The organism is Desulfosporosinus shakirovi, assembly GCF_020595055.1.
Lineage (GTDB): Bacteria > Bacillota > Desulfitobacteriia > Desulfitobacteriales > Desulfitobacteriaceae > Desulfosporosinus > Desulfosporosinus shakirovi.
Genome location: NZ_JAJDOO010000006.1, coordinates 131,718 through 149,542, shown reverse-complemented (window position 1 = coordinate 149,542; position 17,825 = coordinate 131,718). Strand labels below are relative to the sequence as shown.

At 42.5% G+C, this 17,825-nt stretch carries 14 protein-coding genes and 6 pseudogenes; 16 read left to right on the top strand and 4 right to left on the bottom strand.

Annotation, left to right across the window (positions count from 1 at the left end; genetic code table 11):
* The first annotated feature begins 16 nt into the window (after positions 1-16).
* The 9 genes and pseudogenes from LJE72_RS07535 (at position 17) to LJE72_RS07495 (ending at position 7,757) form a co-directional block, all read left to right on the top strand.
* Positions 17-892, top strand: a complete 876-nt coding sequence (locus LJE72_RS07535; protein ID WP_229247000.1) for an ABC transporter ATP-binding protein — start codon at positions 17-19, stop codon at positions 890-892.
* Complete coding sequence (locus LJE72_RS07530) at positions 885-1,574, top strand: ABC-2 transporter permease (RefSeq protein WP_229246999.1); 690 nt, start codon at positions 885-887, stop codon at positions 1,572-1,574. The genes LJE72_RS07535 and LJE72_RS07530 overlap by 8 nt, the downstream gene beginning before the upstream one ends.
* A gap of 367 nt (positions 1,575-1,941) precedes the next feature.
* Positions 1,942-2,055: pseudogene (locus LJE72_RS07525) on the top strand (BlaI/MecI/CopY family transcriptional regulator); the annotation flags it as partial.
* 462 nt (positions 2,056-2,517) lie between these two features.
* Complete coding sequence (locus LJE72_RS07520; RefSeq protein WP_229246998.1) at positions 2,518-3,078, top strand: sigma-70 family RNA polymerase sigma factor; 561 nt, start codon at positions 2,518-2,520, stop codon at positions 3,076-3,078.
* Complete coding sequence (locus LJE72_RS07515; RefSeq protein WP_229246997.1) at positions 3,078-4,481, top strand: DUF4179 domain-containing protein; 1,404 nt, start codon at positions 3,078-3,080, stop codon at positions 4,479-4,481. The genes LJE72_RS07520 and LJE72_RS07515 overlap by 1 nt, the downstream gene beginning before the upstream one ends.
* A gap of 419 nt (positions 4,482-4,900) precedes the next feature.
* On the top strand, positions 4,901-5,245 hold the full coding sequence (locus LJE72_RS07510; protein ID WP_229246996.1) for a PadR family transcriptional regulator: 345 nt from the start codon (positions 4,901-4,903) through the stop codon (positions 5,243-5,245).
* The gene (locus tag LJE72_RS07505) at positions 5,232-6,653 is read left to right on the top strand and encodes an FtsW/RodA/SpoVE family cell cycle protein (protein ID WP_229246995.1); all 1,422 of its coding nucleotides are present in this window, start codon (positions 5,232-5,234) and stop codon (positions 6,651-6,653) included. Before LJE72_RS07510 ends, LJE72_RS07505 begins: the two co-directional genes overlap by 14 nt.
* 141 nt (positions 6,654-6,794) lie before the next feature.
* Positions 6,795-6,938, top strand: a pseudogene (locus LJE72_RS07500) (transposase); the annotation flags it as partial.
* A 141-nt stretch (positions 6,939-7,079) separates the two neighbouring features.
* Positions 7,080-7,757, top strand: a complete 678-nt coding sequence (locus tag LJE72_RS07495) for a hypothetical protein (RefSeq protein WP_229246994.1) — start codon at positions 7,080-7,082, stop codon at positions 7,755-7,757.
* A 20-nt stretch (positions 7,758-7,777) separates the two neighbouring features.
* Here LJE72_RS07495 and LJE72_RS26920 read toward each other — a convergent pair.
* A pseudogene (locus tag LJE72_RS26920) lies at positions 7,778-8,085 on the bottom strand (transposase zinc-binding domain-containing protein); the annotation flags it as partial.
* Positions 8,086-8,136: 51 nt separating this feature from the next.
* Positions 8,137-8,223 (bottom strand): annotated as a pseudogene (locus tag LJE72_RS26705) (tyrosine-type recombinase/integrase); the annotation flags it as partial.
* Positions 8,224-8,290: 67 nt separating this feature from the next.
* Between LJE72_RS26705 and LJE72_RS07485 the strand changes: the two are divergent.
* The 6 genes and pseudogenes from LJE72_RS07485 (at position 8,291) to LJE72_RS07460 (ending at position 14,143) form a co-directional block, all read left to right on the top strand.
* Positions 8,291-8,550 (top strand): annotated as a pseudogene (locus tag LJE72_RS07485) (DUF4160 domain-containing protein).
* Between the two features lie 14 nt (positions 8,551-8,564).
* The gene (locus tag LJE72_RS07480) at positions 8,565-8,870 is read left to right on the top strand and encodes a DUF2442 domain-containing protein (RefSeq protein ID WP_229246993.1); all 306 of its coding nucleotides are present in this window, start codon (positions 8,565-8,567) and stop codon (positions 8,868-8,870) included.
* A gap of 569 nt (positions 8,871-9,439) precedes the next feature.
* Positions 9,440-10,147 carry an ABC transporter ATP-binding protein gene (locus tag LJE72_RS07475; protein ID WP_229246992.1) on the top strand — a complete coding sequence of 236 codons (708 nt, stop codon included), beginning with the start codon at positions 9,440-9,442 and terminating at the stop codon, positions 10,145-10,147.
* On the top strand, positions 10,147-11,373 hold the full coding sequence (locus LJE72_RS07470; protein WP_229246991.1) for an ABC transporter permease: 1,227 nt from the start codon (positions 10,147-10,149) through the stop codon (positions 11,371-11,373). The genes LJE72_RS07475 and LJE72_RS07470 overlap by 1 nt, the downstream gene beginning before the upstream one ends.
* A 276-nt stretch (positions 11,374-11,649) precedes the next feature.
* The gene (locus LJE72_RS07465) at positions 11,650-12,018 is read left to right on the top strand and encodes a BlaI/MecI/CopY family transcriptional regulator (RefSeq protein ID WP_229246990.1); all 369 of its coding nucleotides are present in this window, start codon (positions 11,650-11,652) and stop codon (positions 12,016-12,018) included.
* 19 nt (positions 12,019-12,037) lie between these two features.
* Positions 12,038-14,143, top strand: a pseudogene (locus LJE72_RS07460) (M56 family metallopeptidase).
* Here LJE72_RS07460 and LJE72_RS07455 read toward each other — a convergent pair.
* Positions 14,087-15,019 carry a sensor histidine kinase gene (locus LJE72_RS07455; protein WP_229246989.1) on the bottom strand — a complete coding sequence of 311 codons (933 nt, stop codon included), beginning with the start codon at positions 15,017-15,019 and terminating at the stop codon, positions 14,087-14,089. The pseudogene LJE72_RS07460 and the gene LJE72_RS07455 sit on opposite strands and share 57 nt — an antisense overlap.
* A complete protein-coding gene (locus LJE72_RS07450) occupies positions 15,019-15,696 on the bottom strand; it encodes a response regulator transcription factor (RefSeq protein WP_229247051.1) in 678 nt (225 codons plus the stop codon). Before LJE72_RS07450 ends, LJE72_RS07455 begins: the two co-directional genes overlap by 1 nt.
* 852 nt (positions 15,697-16,548) lie before the next feature.
* On the opposite strand from LJE72_RS07450, the gene LJE72_RS07445 reads away from it, so the two are divergent.
* Positions 16,549-17,802, top strand: a complete 1,254-nt coding sequence (locus LJE72_RS07445) for a DNA polymerase Y family protein (protein WP_229246988.1) — start codon at positions 16,549-16,551, stop codon at positions 17,800-17,802.
* Positions 17,803-17,825 lie beyond the last annotated feature (23 nt).

The following is a 17,825-nucleotide window of genomic DNA, read 5'->3' as shown; positions in this document are numbered from 1 at the left end:
AAGAGGAGGAATAAGGATGGTCGATACGGACAACATACTGACTGTTAATAAACTAACTAAGCATTTTAAGGATTTCTCCTTGAAAAATGTTAGTTTTCGGCTGCCACGCGGCTATGTTATGGGCTTTATCGGGCCGAACGGCTCGGGGAAAAGCACCACGATCAAACTGATTTTGAATTTGCTGTGTAAAGACAGTGGTCAGATCAACGTATTCGGTCTTGATAACCTAGAACATGAACTTGCTATAAAGAATCGCATGGCCTTCGTCTTTGACGAAAACCACTTTTATGAAGAACTATCTATCAGAGATATGGCCCGAATCATAGCTCCCTTTTACAGACACTGGGAACCCCAGACCTTTGAAAAGTGCTTGAAAGACTTTGTCATTAACCCTAAACAAAAGATTAAACAACTCTCTAAAGGGATGAAAATGAAGTTTTCTTTGGCAATCGCCCTCTCCCATGGGGCAGAGCTCTTAATCATGGATGAGCCTACAGCCGGCCTTGATCCAATGGCGCGTAGCGAGCTCTTAGACATCCTTGCTACCCTGATACAGGATGAACGGAATTCCGTCTTTTTTTCTACCCACATTACCCCGGATTTAGATAAGATAGCCGACTATGTGACGTTCATTAATCAGGGTGAGATCGTCTTGAGCGCCCCTAAAGATGACATCTTAGAGAAATATGGGGTAATCAAAGGGTCTTGCGATTTGCTCGACGAAGAAAGCAAAAGACTTTTTGTTGGTATCAAGACTAACCAATTCGGGTTTGAAGGATTGGTACGAGATAAAGAAAAGGCCCTACGCCGCTTTAGGGGTCTAGCTCTCCTAGAAAAGCCGTCCTTGGAAGACATCATGCTTTATACAGTAAGGGGGGAGCATCATGCTTAATCTAGTGAGGAAAGATCTCCTGCTTTTGAAACGTTCTCTCTGGTTATCTGCGTTATACGTGCTCCTTGCGCTCTTTGTTTTTAGAACTATGTCAGGTGGAGCCCTCAGTGCTGCCACAGTAGGGGCAACCTACATGCTCATGATTCAAGCCCTAACCCAGGATGACAAAAATAAGTCTGAAATAATGTTGAACAGCCTTCCCTTGCGTCGTCAGGACATTGTCCTAGCTAAGTATCTTTCCGTTTTTATCTATGCTATTCTCGTAATCATAGGTTGCCTGCTCGCTCAAAGTGTGGTGTCTATTATAGGAATCCCTATGCCCATAGGTTGGATCTCTTTAGAGAAAATTACAGGGGCTCTGGTTGCCATGGCTGTCTTAATATCTATTTATTTTCCAATTTACTTTAAGTTTGGTTATCTCCGATCCAGAATGATCGGCATGATCCTATTTTTGGCCTGTTTCTTATTTTTACCTATGGTAGTTGGATTGACAGTGCAAGAGCTTGGAGGAGTGGGCAACCCTGCTTTCCGAAATATTTTGGCTATGCTACAAGAAGCGGAGAACTGGCTACAAACTCAAGCTGATTGGCAAATCGCCACTTATTTCTTAGCCTTAGCCTTGATTTTGATGGCCGCTTCGGCTCGCCTTTCTTTAGAGTTTTATAGAAGAAGGGAATTTTAGAGATATAATCATGAAAATCGACGACAAATGAGGATGAATCGATGGAATTACTAACCGTAGATATTAGACACGCAGGTTATTCTGACAACACGGAGGTCATCAAAAATTTTCTTTGAAGATGTTGCCAGGGAGCAAATTGCTAGGCTCAGACTAGCTAAGTACATGCTACAGAATGCCGGAACCTATGTGAAAAGGCCAAGATTCTCCAGAAAACGCCCCTTATTATTCAGAAACTCTAATGTTATTGAAATCGCATTCAGTAATAACCCAACGGAGTGGGAAAGATTTCATTTGACAGCTATGGTTTACAAGTGTAATATAAATATCAACTACGTATGTAATTTATAGTTGAGGAGGAACCTTAATGTTGTCAGAAACACCCAAAATATCCGATGCAGAGTGGGAAGTTATGCAGATTTGTTGGCTGAAAGCAACTCCATGTACCGCCAATGAGATCGTTAAGGCTTTAGAACAATCGACATTATCAAGATGAAAAGAGCAACAGGTTTGAGATTCCAATTCAGGAGATTATACCGGAACTTGCTTTTCCAAATCCTAATGCTAAATAAGATGGGGCCTGATATCTAAGCTAAGATACTCAAGTTCGCACGAATCGTTGACCAATAGCGATATCAGACTTAAGAAAAGGTCCAAAGAGCAGTTTCTTCATAATTAAAAAGAGAGTGGTTAAAAAAAGCATTGTCAATAGTGGAGATCCTTGGAGTTTTGGAACTTTGAATTTGAAGGCCCCGAACCTAAATATAGCCCCTTTCTTAGCTGCCATATGAATGGCGGCTTATTAGTTTTTATAGTCAACCATCTTCAGCCGGAAATCCGGAGGATTTCAGGCTGAAAATATTTAATATTTATGTCAGAAAATCTAAAGTGCTTCGAATTAACTGTTGAGAGCTTCTTAAGGAATGAATGAAGGTGGCGGAAAGATGTGGAGATCAATGATACCAATTTTGTGGCTCAATTGAAAAAGAAAAACAGAAGGGCACTGGAATTTGCCATGGAAGCCTATGGGAATCTGGTTTACAGTATTGTGCGCAAAGTACTTCAGACAGGCTTCGGCAACTCTTATGTTGAAGAATGTCTGAACGATGTTTTTCTATCCGTTTGGAACAACATGGCAAGTTTTGACGAGACCAAAGGCAATTTCAAAATCTGGATTGCAGCCGTCTCTAAATATAAGGCTATTGATTATCAGAGGAAGCTAAGTAAACGGGATTCTGTAGAATGGACTACCGACAGGGAATTATCGGCTGAGCTTACCCCGGAAAATATTCTGGTTTCTAAGGAAAACAGGAAAGAGCTTTTGGCGGCTATCCGGGAGATGAATGACCAGGACAGGGAGATTTTCATCCGGCGTTACTTTCTTTCGGAAGATATCGAAAATATTGCCAGGACGTTTTCTGTGGACAGGAATGTTGTGGATCAAAGGCTGTCCAGGGGCCGGAAGTTTTTAAAGCAAAAACTGGTCGCGAAGGGAGAGAGACTCTGATGAATCACCCGAATCTTAATCTGGAAGAAAAGGATATCTATGGGCTGTTGAATGGAGTCCGGTTTGATCAAAGCGAGTGGGAGCCAGTGACTGATGAGATGCCGGAAATCCTTAAAGACAAGATCAGGAAAAATGTGTTGAAAGAAGTCAGGAACAAAAATTATCTGAAGAGCGTAAAAAGAAGTTTAATGGCTGCAGCCGTGTTGCTGGTTATATTGATAGGCATCGGGACGGTGTCTCCGGCCTTAGCCAGGAATATTCCGGTTCTTCATTCGATATTTGAGATCTTTAATGATAAATTCGGAACCTATCAAGAGTATATTCCTTATTCCCAGTTGGTGGACAAGAGCGTCACCGACAACGGCATAACCCTGACCATTAATGAAGCTTTGGCTGACGATTCCACCCTGATTTTAGGGTATACCATCAAAAGTGACAGCCGAAATGAGGATTTACAGATGGCTGGAACCAATATTATGGGAGGGTTACTAATTAACGGCAGCTCCCCTAAAGGAGTAGGCTTTTCAGGAGAATATCTGGACGAAAAAACTTACGTCAGCATTGCCAGAATAACTTATCATTCTCCGTCGACTTCGGATTTATTGAAAATCGATTTGACTGTAGACCAGTTTATGGGCGAGAAAGGTCATTGGAATTTTTCCTTCACGGTATCCAAAACTGAACTGGTCCAGAAGACCAGGGTATTTAAGGCTAACAACCAGGTGGATTTACCGGAAGGCTTGGTGACGGTAGATAAGATAGTGCTTACACCAATTGACAGTACGATTTATTTCAGTGGAAACTACAAAGACCAAAACGCTGCAACAAAAGCCATGGATACAGTCGTTTATAGGTGGTTTGTTTTTGATGACCAGGGAATAGAGCTCTCCTCGGGAGGCGGCACTTTCGGCGGCAATGAGGCTCCTTACGGTAAGGATTTCCAGGGGACAGCAAAATTCCAGGCAGTTAAAACCATTCCCCGCTCTCTTACGATCGTTCCCTGTAGGTTTCCGGTTATCAGCGGCGATAGTGCGAAAACAGAGAAGCCTTCCGAAAGCCTCCAATTAATTGATGGCAATTATCCGCTGGAGCTTTCCCAAGGGAAGATGGGGAAATTAATCATTAAAGATATCACCACAGAGAAGGAAGAAACTGTGGTCCGTTATACGGCTGAGGGCAAAGCGCCTTATTTTCAGGGAACCAACTTATATTTAAAAAATACCGCCGGGGAATATATCCATCCCCAAAGATATGATATCAGGAGGGATGAAAATTCCCCGAATGACTTTACCATGGTATTTCCGGCCTTGGATTTAAGTCAAGGGTACAGTGTCGGTACATCTCAGTTTACCCATATGGATTTTAGGGAGGATTTAAAGATTAAGATTGAACTTAAGAAATAACGAAAATTTTGGACCATAGGAGAACTTATTGCAAATACACCTTATTTGAAAATTTGGCTATTTGAGCCTTACTAAGCTAGATTAGTAAGATCCTTAAATAGCCAAAATTTTAAACAGGAATGGGGGAATGGCTCTTGAGAAAACCTACTACAAATGTAATATAACTCCTGAGGACAGGGAAGATAACGAGGTGATGGGGCTAAAACTGCTGTCCGGCCTTTGGGCGACGGGTATAGTACTGTTCCTGCTTTGACCTCCCGGGACCTCCAAGACTTGTTTACCTCCGATGTCTTCTGGTTCAGCCATTCAGAAAAGGAAAGTAGCTTGACATGGACTGTTAGGTACGAGAAAAGTTCCTTGACATGTATAGATGGTCGATATAATATTGATGTAGATTATCTATATATGGAGGTTTGAACATGTCGGTTGATAAAAGCCTTCTCACCGGAAGTACCACTATGCTGATCCTGAAACTGCTGGAAAGTGAGGATATGTATGGCTACCAAATGATTGAGGAATTAAACCGCAAATCCAACAACGTATTCGAACTGAAAGCCGGTACCTTATACCCGTTGCTTCATTCCCTGGAGCAAAAGGAACTGCTGACTTCTTATGAAGAGACCGTAGAAAAGGCCAGGGTTCGCAAATACTACAGCATTACCCCCAAAGGCCGTAAGCGTTTAGAGGAGAAAAGAGAAGAATGGCAGGAATACACTGCCGCCGTGAATCAAGTTTTGGGGGGTGCAAGTTTTGCCAGAGCCTGAGAATTTGCAGCAACAGAACGTGGCAGATGCTTATTTGGTGGCTGTCCGCCAGCAGATCCGCTGGAAAAAAGCACAGGCCCCGGTCTTGCGGGAACTCGAAAACCATATCACCGACCAGAAAAACGCCTTCCTCAGCCAAGGACTTGACGAGGAAACGGCAACGGCCAGGGCTGTGGCAGAAATGGGGGACCCCGTCACCGCCGGTCAGCAGTTGGACCGTAACCACAGACCCCAACCCGACTGGCAGCTGCTGGTGCTGACGGCTGTTTTGCTTTTGCTGGGGCTGTTCTTTCAATTCCTGATGGGTCCGGACCTTTATGATGGAAGGGAGGTATTCTTCAGGCAGCTTCTTTGGGCGGGGTTATCCGTTCTCGCCATGCTGGCAGCCTATTTTTTAGATTTTACGATCATGGCTAAATACCCCAAACTGTTCTTCGGGGCACTCAGCGTCCTTACGGCAGTCTATTATCTAGGCGCAGGCCACAGCTACTTTAGAATGGGAACGATTTACCTGCTTATGTTTTTTCCCACGGCTTTTGCCGGGCTCGTCTACGGGATGCGTAACCAGGGATATAAAGGGCTTATGCTTTGCGGGGCGGCTTTGCTTATCCCGGTCTGGTTTGCCTGGCTTTTACCCAGGATCACCGTTCTTTTGCTGCTGGGTGTTTCCTTCCTGGTGATCCTGACGGCTGCCCTAGTCAAAGGCTGGTTTAATGTGCGCAAGCCTATCGCTTTGTTTCTGATCTATATCACGACAATCACCGCCGTTTTAGCGATTCCCTTGGGGTTGATTCCGGCCGGTGTTTATGCGGAAAGAAGCCTGGAAGTGATACTGAACCCGGAGCTAATACAAGTGATGATAAATCCGGCGCTGGACCCCTCAGGGTTTGGTTATATGGGAACACTGCTCCGGCAGCATTTGCTGCATTCCCGTTTCATCGGACAGGGATTGCCTCTGGGCGACTACAGCGGGGCGCTTTTGCCGGCTGCTAATACTGATTTTGTTCTGACCTATCTGACCTACCATTGCGGGTGGCTGGTCATGCTGGCAGTTCTGGCTTTGTTTTTCGCTTTTATGGTGCGGGCCTTCCTGCTTTGCCGGCGGCAAAAAAGTGTACTTGGGTTTCTGGTTTCCCTGGCGGTTATTCTCACCCTCGCCGTCCAGTGCCTGACCTATATCCTTGCTAATTTCGGTATTTTACTTTTTGCCCCGCTGTCCTTACCCTTATTGTCTTATGGGGGAAGAGGTCTGCTGACTAACATGTTCCTGATCGGCTTTTTGCTTTCCGTCTTCCGTACGGGGAACCTGGTCAAAGACGAGACCGTACCGGCAGCTGTCAAGATCAGCCGGTTTATAGAATATGAAAACGGCAGGGTTATCATTAACCTTAAGACACACACTTCGTAGATTACCACTAGTTGCCGTAAAGCCCCTAGTTTCAACTCAGGATCTGCTTAATCAGTAAATCTTTTTTCCATCCATGTTGAAAGCTCATTTATATATTCATCTAAGTCATCGCCGGTTAAACTAAACCGCTTCGCGGTGAATAAAGTAATGACACTAGATGCATCAGAATTCATTCGACGTTTCTTAATGCATGTACTTCCAGATAAGTTCGTAAAAATTCGGTATTATGGTTTTCTAAGTATAATCGGAATCAAAAGACCAAACTTGCAAAATGTAAAGAACTTTTGGGTGTTATGAGTGAAATAAATCAAGAGCCTACGAATTTAATAAAATGGCAAGATACTCTATTATAACGTTATATGAAATAGTCCGTTTCAGAGCTTTCCTTTAAAGAATGGATTTTTCAAGAATAAAGGAGGATATAAATTGAAGATTACAAGACATACAATAATTTCCGTAATACTTATTTTCTTTGCTATTTTCTTAGCACATACTACTGAAACAGGATTTTCAATCGGTGACAATATTTTTAGGGGGTTAGGGATATCCCCAATGACGAATGGTCAAACAGGGTTTCACTATCCTATAATAATCTATTTTGTTTTGTTTATTATCGGATGTATTGAGGCAAGAAGGGTAATGTCTCGTCGACAGATTATTGTAGTATTACTTTTATTATTTATAACTGTGCCTTCGGCTGTGGCTCTAGCAAAACCTGTTTATTATAAAATCCATAATGGTCTAGATACAGTTGAATATGACTCGACAAATACACAATTTAATATTAGATGCTCAGAGGATAGAAGGTATATAGAGATAATTGGTGCAATTACCCTTACTAATTATGGAAACGATCTATTGTACCTAGGTATAAAGATTCCTTCAGAAGGCGATATAAAACAGAAATGGTTTTCAAAGGATTTGATTTTGACAGGAGTAGACTCTTCATCAGAGTTTATATTACCTCCAGGACAAAAAAGAACTATTCTAACATACACAAAAACTCCATTAATCAATGATTATAATGGGCAGGGATTGATGAGTGGTCCAAAACTTATATTGTTTACAGATAATAAGACTAGGACAGTAGGATATAATCTATGATTGCCTTCGAAGTCGGACTACTGCATATGTAGAACCATAGTGTTTAGTTCCTGAGGAATCGTAAAAACAATATGAAAATACCTGACGGGTAAAAGCTTAGACATCTGAGCCTCAATCTATACCTGTTGAACCGAATGCTGACATTTAGGACAATGCCGGTCCCGGCAGGAATTAAACGAAACATCCTTTGAACCACATTCCGAGCAAACCAAAGCATGGGCACCAAGGGCGGAGGTTCTACAAAGGCGAATCCGGTGAAAGGCCTTAGCTTGACAGGAGAAAGACGCTTAAGTTGAACCGATTTAAAAATATCCTGGAGTTCAGTCAACAGAATCGCCTCCATCCAGAGGACTGATAACCAGGCAAGGTGCTTCTTGGATAGATGGATATACTTAGAAGTCGTAGAAATATTGCTATGCCCCATAAGAACTTGAATCGTGCGGATGTCAGCGTTACCTTCAAGCAAGTGAGTTTGCAAAGGGGTTTTGATCGTTTATAATGAATAGTGAGAGTCTGGGAAGGAGTAATAGGACATGCCTATAGTTTCAGAGTTCTACGGAATAAAGATTATGATGCATTGGAATGACCACATGCTTGCACATTTTCATGCCGAGTATGGTGAACATAAGATAATTGTGGATATAGTCAATGGTTCTGTAATGAAGGAATATTTCCATCAAAACAACTAAGACTGGTACTTGCGTGGTGTGAGATTCATAAAGATGAATTAATGAGGAATTGGGAAGCGGCAAAAGAGCATCAAGACATCCAAAAGATTAATCCTCTAATTTAACAGGAGGTGTTATTATGTTCCATAAAGTTGTACAGGTGATGCCGACTAACGATTTCAGGGTATATGTCTATTTTGAAGATGGAAAGATAAAGCTATTTGATGCGGCTAGTTTAACCACTAAGGGAGTATTTCAAAAACTTCAGGATATTAGTGTTTTTAAAGATACATGCACAGTTTTGAACCATACATTAGCTTGGGATATTGCGGGGAAATTTGACCCAACTGAATGCTTGGATCTTGATCCAGAAGAACTTTATAATTCATGCCCCGATGTTATGGAACCTAAATTAGACGATTTAATACTGATAGCAAAAGGTTGACAAGGTTTTTGTCAACCTTTCTCGATTAGCATCCGACTTCATCTAACTTCTAGAGATTTATGAGGGTCATAGAAAGAGAAAAAGCTGTTAATCTGCAGATGCATTGCACGAGATTATTTTGATAAAAGATGCTAATCAATGGAAAATCCTAAGTGATAATTATGTTATGAGATGAAACAATTATATCCTGTTGGTACCGATTGGGATAGTTTGATCGAGGATTTCGATAGTTATATGCGCAATTGGGAAGAGCAGAATGAGAAATTGTCTAATAGATAAAAAGAAGACAGTAAACCATGCCAGCCATTCGCCATGATTGACCACGGACTTGGCTTCCGTCAGGCGGTGGCAATCTCGATGGCACTGTAAAGCAGCAGGGCGTGGTTCTGCAATGTTCAAACTGCTATTGGAGGAATAATAACATTCTCGCTGACGAATACTGGAATTTGAGAAACAGGAAAGAGGAGGAATAAGGATGGCCGCTTCGGCTCGCCTTTCTTTAGGGGTTTATAGAAGAAGAGAATTTTAGAGTATAATCATGAAAATCGACGACAAATGAGGATGAATCGATGGAATTACTAACCGTAGATATTAAACACGCAGGTTATTCTGACAACACGGAGGTCATCAAAAATGTGACCTTATCTCTGAAACCGGGAGAACTCTTAGGACTGATTGGTCCTAACGGAGCTGGGAAAAGCACTACGATTAAAGCCATCATGGGGCTGCTGCCGGTGATGGACGGTAAGGTGGAATTCGCCGGGGCGAGGAAAAACTTTGCCTATATCCCAGAACAGCCCATATTATATGAAGGGTTAACACTTTGGGAACATTTAGAACTAGCTGCCGCTGCCTATGAAATCGAGCGAAAAGTATTTGTACCAAAAGCTGAGGAACTTCTCAAACTCTTCCGCCTTACGGAAGTCAAGCACCATCTGCCGGGCAGCTTTTCTAAGGGCATGCAGCAAAAGGTCATGCTGATTGTGGGTTTTTTACTAGAGCCCTCAGTTTTTGTGGTGGATGAGCCTTTTGTGGGGCTGGACCCCAGGGGTACGAAGGACTTCCTGGCTTATTTAAACCAGGCTAGAGCCAAAGGTGCAGGAGTATTGATGTGTACACATATCTTGGATACTGCGGAACGAATCTGTAGTTCCTTTGTCTTAATGAACTCTGGGGGAGTTGTGGCTCGGGGAGATCTTAAAGAAATCAGGCAACAATGTCAGTTACCCAAGGGCTCTCTATTGGAATGTTTTGATAAACTCCTGGAGAATAGCTAATGATTACCGTAACTAGGCTGTTTTTTCAGCGAATTACTGCAGACTGGAACTATCAGTATCAAGTATGGAGAACTGGCGTTGATTGGATTGTAGCTCTTTATATTGTCATCCCTTTTTCGGCTGGTTTCATATATTACTATCTTTCCTGGTGGAGGGCGGTTCCTGGGTGGCTGGACTATATTCCTCTCAATGCTCTGTCAGCAATTATTGTCATCTTTGCTTGGTCAGGTACAATACGTATTTTCGTGGAGGGTGCGGATCAGCTCTTCCTTTTACAGCGCAAAGTGTGGATTAGCCGGATTATCAAGTATAGTTTAGTGTATGCTGTTGTTTATAACCTTGTGGTAACCTTAGTGTTGCTGACTATTCTGGTGCCACTTTTATTATTACATTACGGTTTTTCCTTGCTAGGTGTGGTATGGCTAACCGTTTTAGTCTTTCTCCTTAAGAACTGTCTGGGTCTTGGCAAACAACTTGTCGAACTTCGTTTCAAGGGTTGGGCCAAGCGCATAGTGAAACTGATTATTTTTTTAGTAACAGGTGTGTATGTGAGTCAAAGTGTGGCTCTTTTGTTGAGTTTCAACGGTCTGTTTTATCTGTCAATTTTAATACTCTTGATCATCTTAAGTAAGCTCTTATATAAACGGGCTAAATTAAAGGGGATTTTCTTTGAAGATGTTGCCAGGGAGGAAACTGCGAAGCTCAGACTAGCTAAGTACATGCTACAGAATGCCGGAACCTATGTGAAAAGGCCAAGATTCTCCAGAAAACGCCCCTTATTATTCAGAAGCTCTAATCTGCTCTTTAAGAAACGTAATCCGGTGAATGCTTTGGTGGAAATGTGTCTTAAATATGAGTTGCGTAATGAGAAAGATGTTGAGTTTTATCTTAAAATGGTTGGGGTAAGTATTTTAGCGATATTAGTCTTTCCCCCGGATTATGGATGGCTTCTCTGGATTGTTTTTTCAATCATGATATCCAACGTCGTTTGGTTGTTTTGGCAAGAGGTTATTAAGGACCCCTTTATTAGTTTATTCCCCTGGCTCCCAGAATCGAAGATTGCGGCGATGAGCAAAGCCATATTTCTTATGGCTTTGCCGGGGCAACTTATTCTCGGTGTTGTGGTGGCAGCTAAGACACAATCATGGTTCGGGGCGCTAGTGATGGTGCCTTTCATAGTTCTTATAGGCTATTATATTGCCAAAAAAATTTCATTAAAGTCTTAAAAGCGCACTAAAATGCGGAGTAGAACCCATTGGTTACCTTTTATATCATAAATTAGTCCTAGGCTTTAACGGTCTGGGATTTTGTTTTGTTGGCATTAGGCCTAGGTGGAATTCAGAGGATGTGGCATCGCCTGACTGGCGGTAGAGATACAGAGATAACATCCATTTTGATCGAATCAACTACTGGCATTTTTTTGAGGAAATACTTGACAAAAACCGCCTACAAATGTAAGCTTTAATTATTAAAGGGATTACGAATGTAGGCAGGTGAAGAAAATGAAAAACATTCCGCAAATATCCGATGCTGAATGGCTGGTAATGAAAGTATTATGGAAGGAGTCTCCTCTCGGTTCCAGCGATGTCATTAATGGATTGAAAGGGACAACTGACTGGAAACCAAAAACGATTAAAACATTGCTTAGTCGATTGGTTACTAAAAAAGCTTTATCCTATGAGGTTGGAAGCCGAGGATATTCATATTATCCTTTAGTTTCTGAAAACCAATGTGCTAAAGAAGAAGCGAGGTCTTTTTTAGGTCGTGTTTATAACGGTTCTCTTAATCTACTCGTTAAAAACTTCATCGAAAATAAAGAGTTATCGACAGAAGAAATAGAAGAGCTTAAGAAACTTTTAGAAGATAAGTAATCCGAAAGGGGGTTATTTTATGGAATTAGGGTTAGTCTTCAATTGGGTTATTAAATCCTCTCTTATGGCTAGTATTTTGGCAGTCCTAATTTTGCTGGTAAACTATGCACTGCGAAATAAACTGGATGCAAAGTGGCAATATGCGATCTGGATGCTGGTGATCCTTCGCTTACTAATACCTTACGATATTCAAAGTCCGTGGAGCATTTACAGTTTATTACCCAATAATTCAGTCCCAAGTCTGATGGTCAATCAAGCAAATAATAGGATATCAGAGATCGATACTCAAATCGATAGATCAGGGCAAGAAATTCAGTTAACGAATGATCAAGCTATTCCCGACAAACAAAGCAATACTAAATCAGAAGAACCTATTGCTTAGGATTTGTCTAATGACTACATCTACATATTAGCAATTATATGGTTAGTCGGGGTTTTAATTTTAGCGATTCTGACCATTGCAACAAACCTCAGATTCTATTTCAAAGTAAGACGAGAACCTTCTGTAACAGACTTGCGTCTGTTCGCAAGGATGTCCAACCTCATGCAAGAATGTGCCGGCAAACTAGGTATCAGAAAAAGCCTTCCGATCATAATCACGAATTTGATAGAAGCACCTTGTCTTTACGGAATAGTTAGTCCCAAACTTCTTCTTCCCGAATCCCTAGTCAATAGGCTAACGGAAGAAAATACCCGACATATTTTTATCCATGAACTAGCTCATTATAAAAGGAAGGATATACTTATTAATTGGCTGGCCGTCGCCGCACAAATAGTTCATTGGTTTAACCCCTTAATTTGGTACTCTTTTGCTAAAATGCGTGAAGACTGTGAGTTAGCTTGTGATGCCGATAGCTTAAGTGTTTTAAAGCCTGAAGAGTATCAGAGCTATGGCTTATCCATTATCAGTTTAGTAACTCCTGCTCAATCTTCATGGCTCCCAGGAACAACCGGTTTCTTTGGGAACAAAAACAATCAGCAAATTAAGAGGAGAATCAAAATGATCAAGTTTTTCCAGAAACCCACTTCGAAATGGAGATATACTGCGATCGTTATAGCCTTTTGTTTAGGTTTAGTTGGTTTTACTAACTCAATATCCAACGCTACTCCTGCAGCGGGAGCAGGTACTCCAAAACAAACGTCCCAGTCTGATCCGTTATCTTCTGTAAGGGATGGAAGTTTTAATTATAACAAGTCCCTCTCTTTTACCCCCTTACTCCCAAGTTATACCGCAGGATACCAGCTTACAGATTCGACAGTATTTAAGGAAATTACTCCTCCAAGCAATAATGTTAGTCGTTACCGGGCAAGTTATGGCAGCAACAATAGCTTTGTGATCCACGAGACAACAAGCCCGGAAGGGATGTATCCTTTGCATTTTGCTGGTATAGATCAAGGAACAAAAACTGAAATCAAAATTGGTGATGTGTCAGCAACACTATATGAGAGTGAAATTGCCAAAGTAAATGCCATTCAATTCATAAAGAATGGTATTGAGTACACGGCCGGAACCCGATATGATGAGGGCATTTCCCTTGATGACTTGAAAAAAATCTGCGCAAGTATAGTTGTTCCAGTGAATAACCCTCCTGCAAACGTTTATATTAATAAAACGGGTCCTACAGCTTCTGAGGGGTTAAGTTTTAAAACCCTTCAACCGGGAGATATCGTCGTTCCCCAGGGGCATAAGTTCCAAGTCGCATCTTCCAAAATAAGCACCCCAGGGGACAAAAGGTCAGAAGTCTTTACATTGTCCTATACTACTGCAGGAGCATCATATTTAGATGTAGAGATAGGTAAGGGAGACAACCCCTTCGGAGAACCGACTCCGGTGTTAACGCCAGACTCTGATTTTGATACAAAACAAATCGGCGGAACTGAAGTTAAACTGCGGTTGAAAAACAACATTCAAGGGTTGCCAGCTGCTAAGTTTACAATCCCCGAGAAGGGTTTGGAATGTATAGTTTATTCGATGGTGCAGGAATCTGAAGTAGAGAAAGCGGTGGAATCAATTTTAGAAGCTTATGCAAAGCTGTATCATGAGACATCACTTCAACCCTTGCAAGATTCAGCGTTTTTCCGTCGGGAGAAAAATCGAGAAAGTAGCACCTTGCCCCAATTTTGAGGACACTTTGAGATAGCCACCGCCGGAGGAAATGATCTCGCGGGCTAAAAACAGGCCAATTCCTACTCCTTCATGGCCGCTTACTGCCGCCGATCGATAAAAACGAGCGAAGATTTTGCTCTGTTCCTCCTCGGTAACCCCAATACCTTGATCGGTAATGTCGATGCGGTTAAACAGCTCATAGGGAGTAGCTTTAATGTTGATGGTGCTTTGGGCAGGGGAGTATTTAACCGCATTATCGAGGATATTATAGACGGCCTCGGTTGTCCATTTGGCATCAAAATAGGCGGTGCAGTCCGTTGAATCCAGGACAACGGTGATTTCTTTGGCCTCAGATTTTGGCTTGATTTGCGCTATAGCGGCGTCCAGCAACTTTTGGACTGCTTCCTTTTTAAGATTGATGGTGATGATTCCGGTTTCCAAGCGGGAAGTTTTCACCAGGGCTCCTATGAGGAAATTCAGCTTTTCAGCTTGTGAAGCTAAGGCTTTTACACATAGGGTACAATCCTCCGGCAATTCATGTTCGCTCAGCAGCTGGGAGTAAAGCAAAATGTTGGAGATAGGGGTTTTGGTCTGGTGGGATATGTCTGAAATCAGACCTTTAATGTTATTCTTTTCCTTAGTCAGGTTTTTAGAGGACACTGCAGAAGAGGACAAAAACCGGGCCATTTTGGTTTCCAGGGCTGATAGAGTGGATTCGTCAAACAAGCCCTCGGAAAAATCACCGTCCATGGCGGAGTCCAGCATGATAGTGAGTTGATCCATGATCCGCTGCATTCTCCGGCGCTCAAGAAGAATCGCCACCGTGGCGATGGCAAGCGCGGCGGCAATGGCGGCAACGGCAGCGATCTCCCAAATCGAATTCAACTTGTCCATTACTTCACCGCCCAGGTGTAGCCGGTACCGTAAATTGTTTTGATATATTTAGGCGAGGAGGGGGTGTCTTCCAACTTGTCGCGCAAGCGTTTTATTGTAACTGAGAGAGCGTTTTCGTCCACATATTCGGCACCATCTGTCCAAATTGAATCCACCAATTGAGCCCTTGTCAGAGTGCTGCCTCTGTTTTCTATCAAAATGCGGAGCAGCTTTTGTTCGGTTTTGCTGAGTTCAAGGGGCGCATCATTTTTGGAAAACTCCATCCTGCCAAAGGAAAACAGAAAACTATCGATCTGCAGGGTATCGGATGAAGCAGGCTTGCTTTTTCTTAAGCAAGCATTGACCCTGGCTCGTAAGATCATCAAGCTAAAGGGCTTGGTAATATAATCGTCTGCTCCCAATTCCAGACCGGTCACCACATCGGTTTCCAGATCGTTGGCGGTTAGGATGATTACGGGGACAGGGGATGATTGGCGAAGCTTTTTCAGAAAATCGAGGCCGTTTCCGTCAGGCAGATTGATATCCAGAATAATCAAATCAAAAGGAAGGTTCTCCATGTTCTGCTCTGCACAACGCAAATCCTGGGCTTGAACAAAGGTGAATTCGCTGTCTTTGAGGGCCAGGGATATGCCGTTACTTAAGGATAGATCATCTTCGATAATCAAGATAGTTTTGATTGCGCCCGCCTCCTGCTCAAGACTATTAAAGTTTACCCTGGTTCAGGTATTATCGTTTTGTACTTTGATTTTAACGACTTCTTCAGTATATCATAAGAAAGGGATGGATGATGTTCTGCAATATATTCGTAGGATTTCTCAGAGTGGCCAACAGATGTATGCTCAGTTCCAGGATAGGATCAAGTTCTATCATAAATAATTCAAAATTACGAGTGGGAGTGCTGTTGTAATATTTAGATTCGATAGTGAACCTTCGACTGCCTGTAGAATTAGGTATTGCTGAGGCCTTGTTTTAGAACTGCTCTACGATAGGGTATAGTTTTTTGTCTTCCTTATTCAAGCGATTCCTTAGCTCTGAAATAATTGAACGTGTGTCTGCTGTAAATTGTGTACATGCTTCCTTGATTCGAGTGCTTGACATATATTTGGTTTTATAGTCTGAAAAGGATTGGGCGATATGACCCATTTCCTGATTAAATGAAAGTGATATTTTCTTTAGATCTTCGTCTTTAGAAATAATGAGAGATGGGTAAAGAAAATCATCTTCTGACTTGAGATGGAAAGATACATAATAACTCTTGGAAGTAAAAAGAGGTGTGATCCAGGTCTAGTAATTATGTGATGAGTATCACAATTTGTTAAACAAAAAATAAAGGGCTGATCCGTCGGGCTGTACCAAGAATCTTACGCGCGTAAGATTCTTGGTACAAGCCGAAGAGAAGGCTATCATTCGTGACCTTCATAACGGTTGAAATAGGAAGTACTGTTCAGTCTCCAAAACTTTCCTCTACTAATTTTCCGTCATTCGGCTTATAATTAGAACAAATGTTCTTATTGGAGGCGAATGTATGTATGCAAAACAGAATTATTATGCATATAGATGCTAACTCAGCTTATCTCTCCTGGGAAGCTGTTTATCGTCTTCAACATGGTGATTCCCTTGATCTCCGTACCGTCCCCTCCGTGGTTGGCGGCAACGAACAGACCCGCCACGGTATTGTACTCACTAAATCCACCCCTGCTAAAGCTTTCGGCATCCAAACCGGTGAAACCTTATACACTGCCAGGATGAAATGCCCGGGTTTACTTGTCGTTCCCCCCAACTATTCCCTCTATATGCAGTGCAGCATCGCTATGGGGGATATCTTAAGGGAATACTCTCCTTTTGTAGAACAGTATTCGGTGGATGAATACTTTCTTGACTTTACGGAGAGCAAAAAGCTCTTTGGCGATCCTGTTCAGGCAGCTCACAGCATCAAGAATCGTATTCGTGATGAACTGGGATTTACGGTTAACGTTGGTGTTTCCTCAAACAAGATCCTGGCTAAAATGGGTTCTGAGCTTAAAAAGCCCGACAAAGTACATACTCTGTTCCCGGAAGAAGTCGAGCAGAAAATGTGGCCGCTGCCGGTGGAAGAGCTCTTCATGGTAGGCCGGGCTACTGCGAAAAAGCTCCGGGATCGCTGTGTTAAAACCATAGGGGGTTTGGCCGGCTCTGATCCCAAGTGGTTGGAGCTCTTTCTCAAATCCCACGGCCGCTTGGTCTGGAATTATGCTAATGGCCGGGATATTTCTCTGGTTCGTGTAAATCGGCACCCTGTCATCAAAAGCATGGGCAACTCCACCACCACGGCTTTTGATCTTATTGACCGGCAGTCTGCTCACCTTTTGCTCCTGTCCCTCGTGGAAACAGTTAGCGCCAGGCTCCGTGCTGCCGCTTATTGTACCAAACTTGTTTCCATCTCTTTTCGAACCCGGGAATTTTATCAATGCTCCCATCAGCGCAAGTTTTATACGGCCACGGACAGTACTAGGGCCATTCATCAGCTGGCCTGTGAGCTCTTTGATGAACTATGGGAGGGCCATCCTCTCCGGCACATGGGGGTCAGTGTATCGGAATTATGCGGGAAGGATTTTATTCAAACGGCTTTCTTCCAAGAATATGATGAAAAGCAACAGCGTCTTGACCGGGCTGTCGATCTCATTCGCCAGCGTTACGGTTCGAATTCGATTTTCAGATCCTCTTTCATTCAAACCGGATTAAAGCCTATGGCCGGCGGAACGGGGGAAGAGGTAGATTACCCTGTCATGTCCAGTTTGTTGTAGTAAATATGTACAATTAACCATAA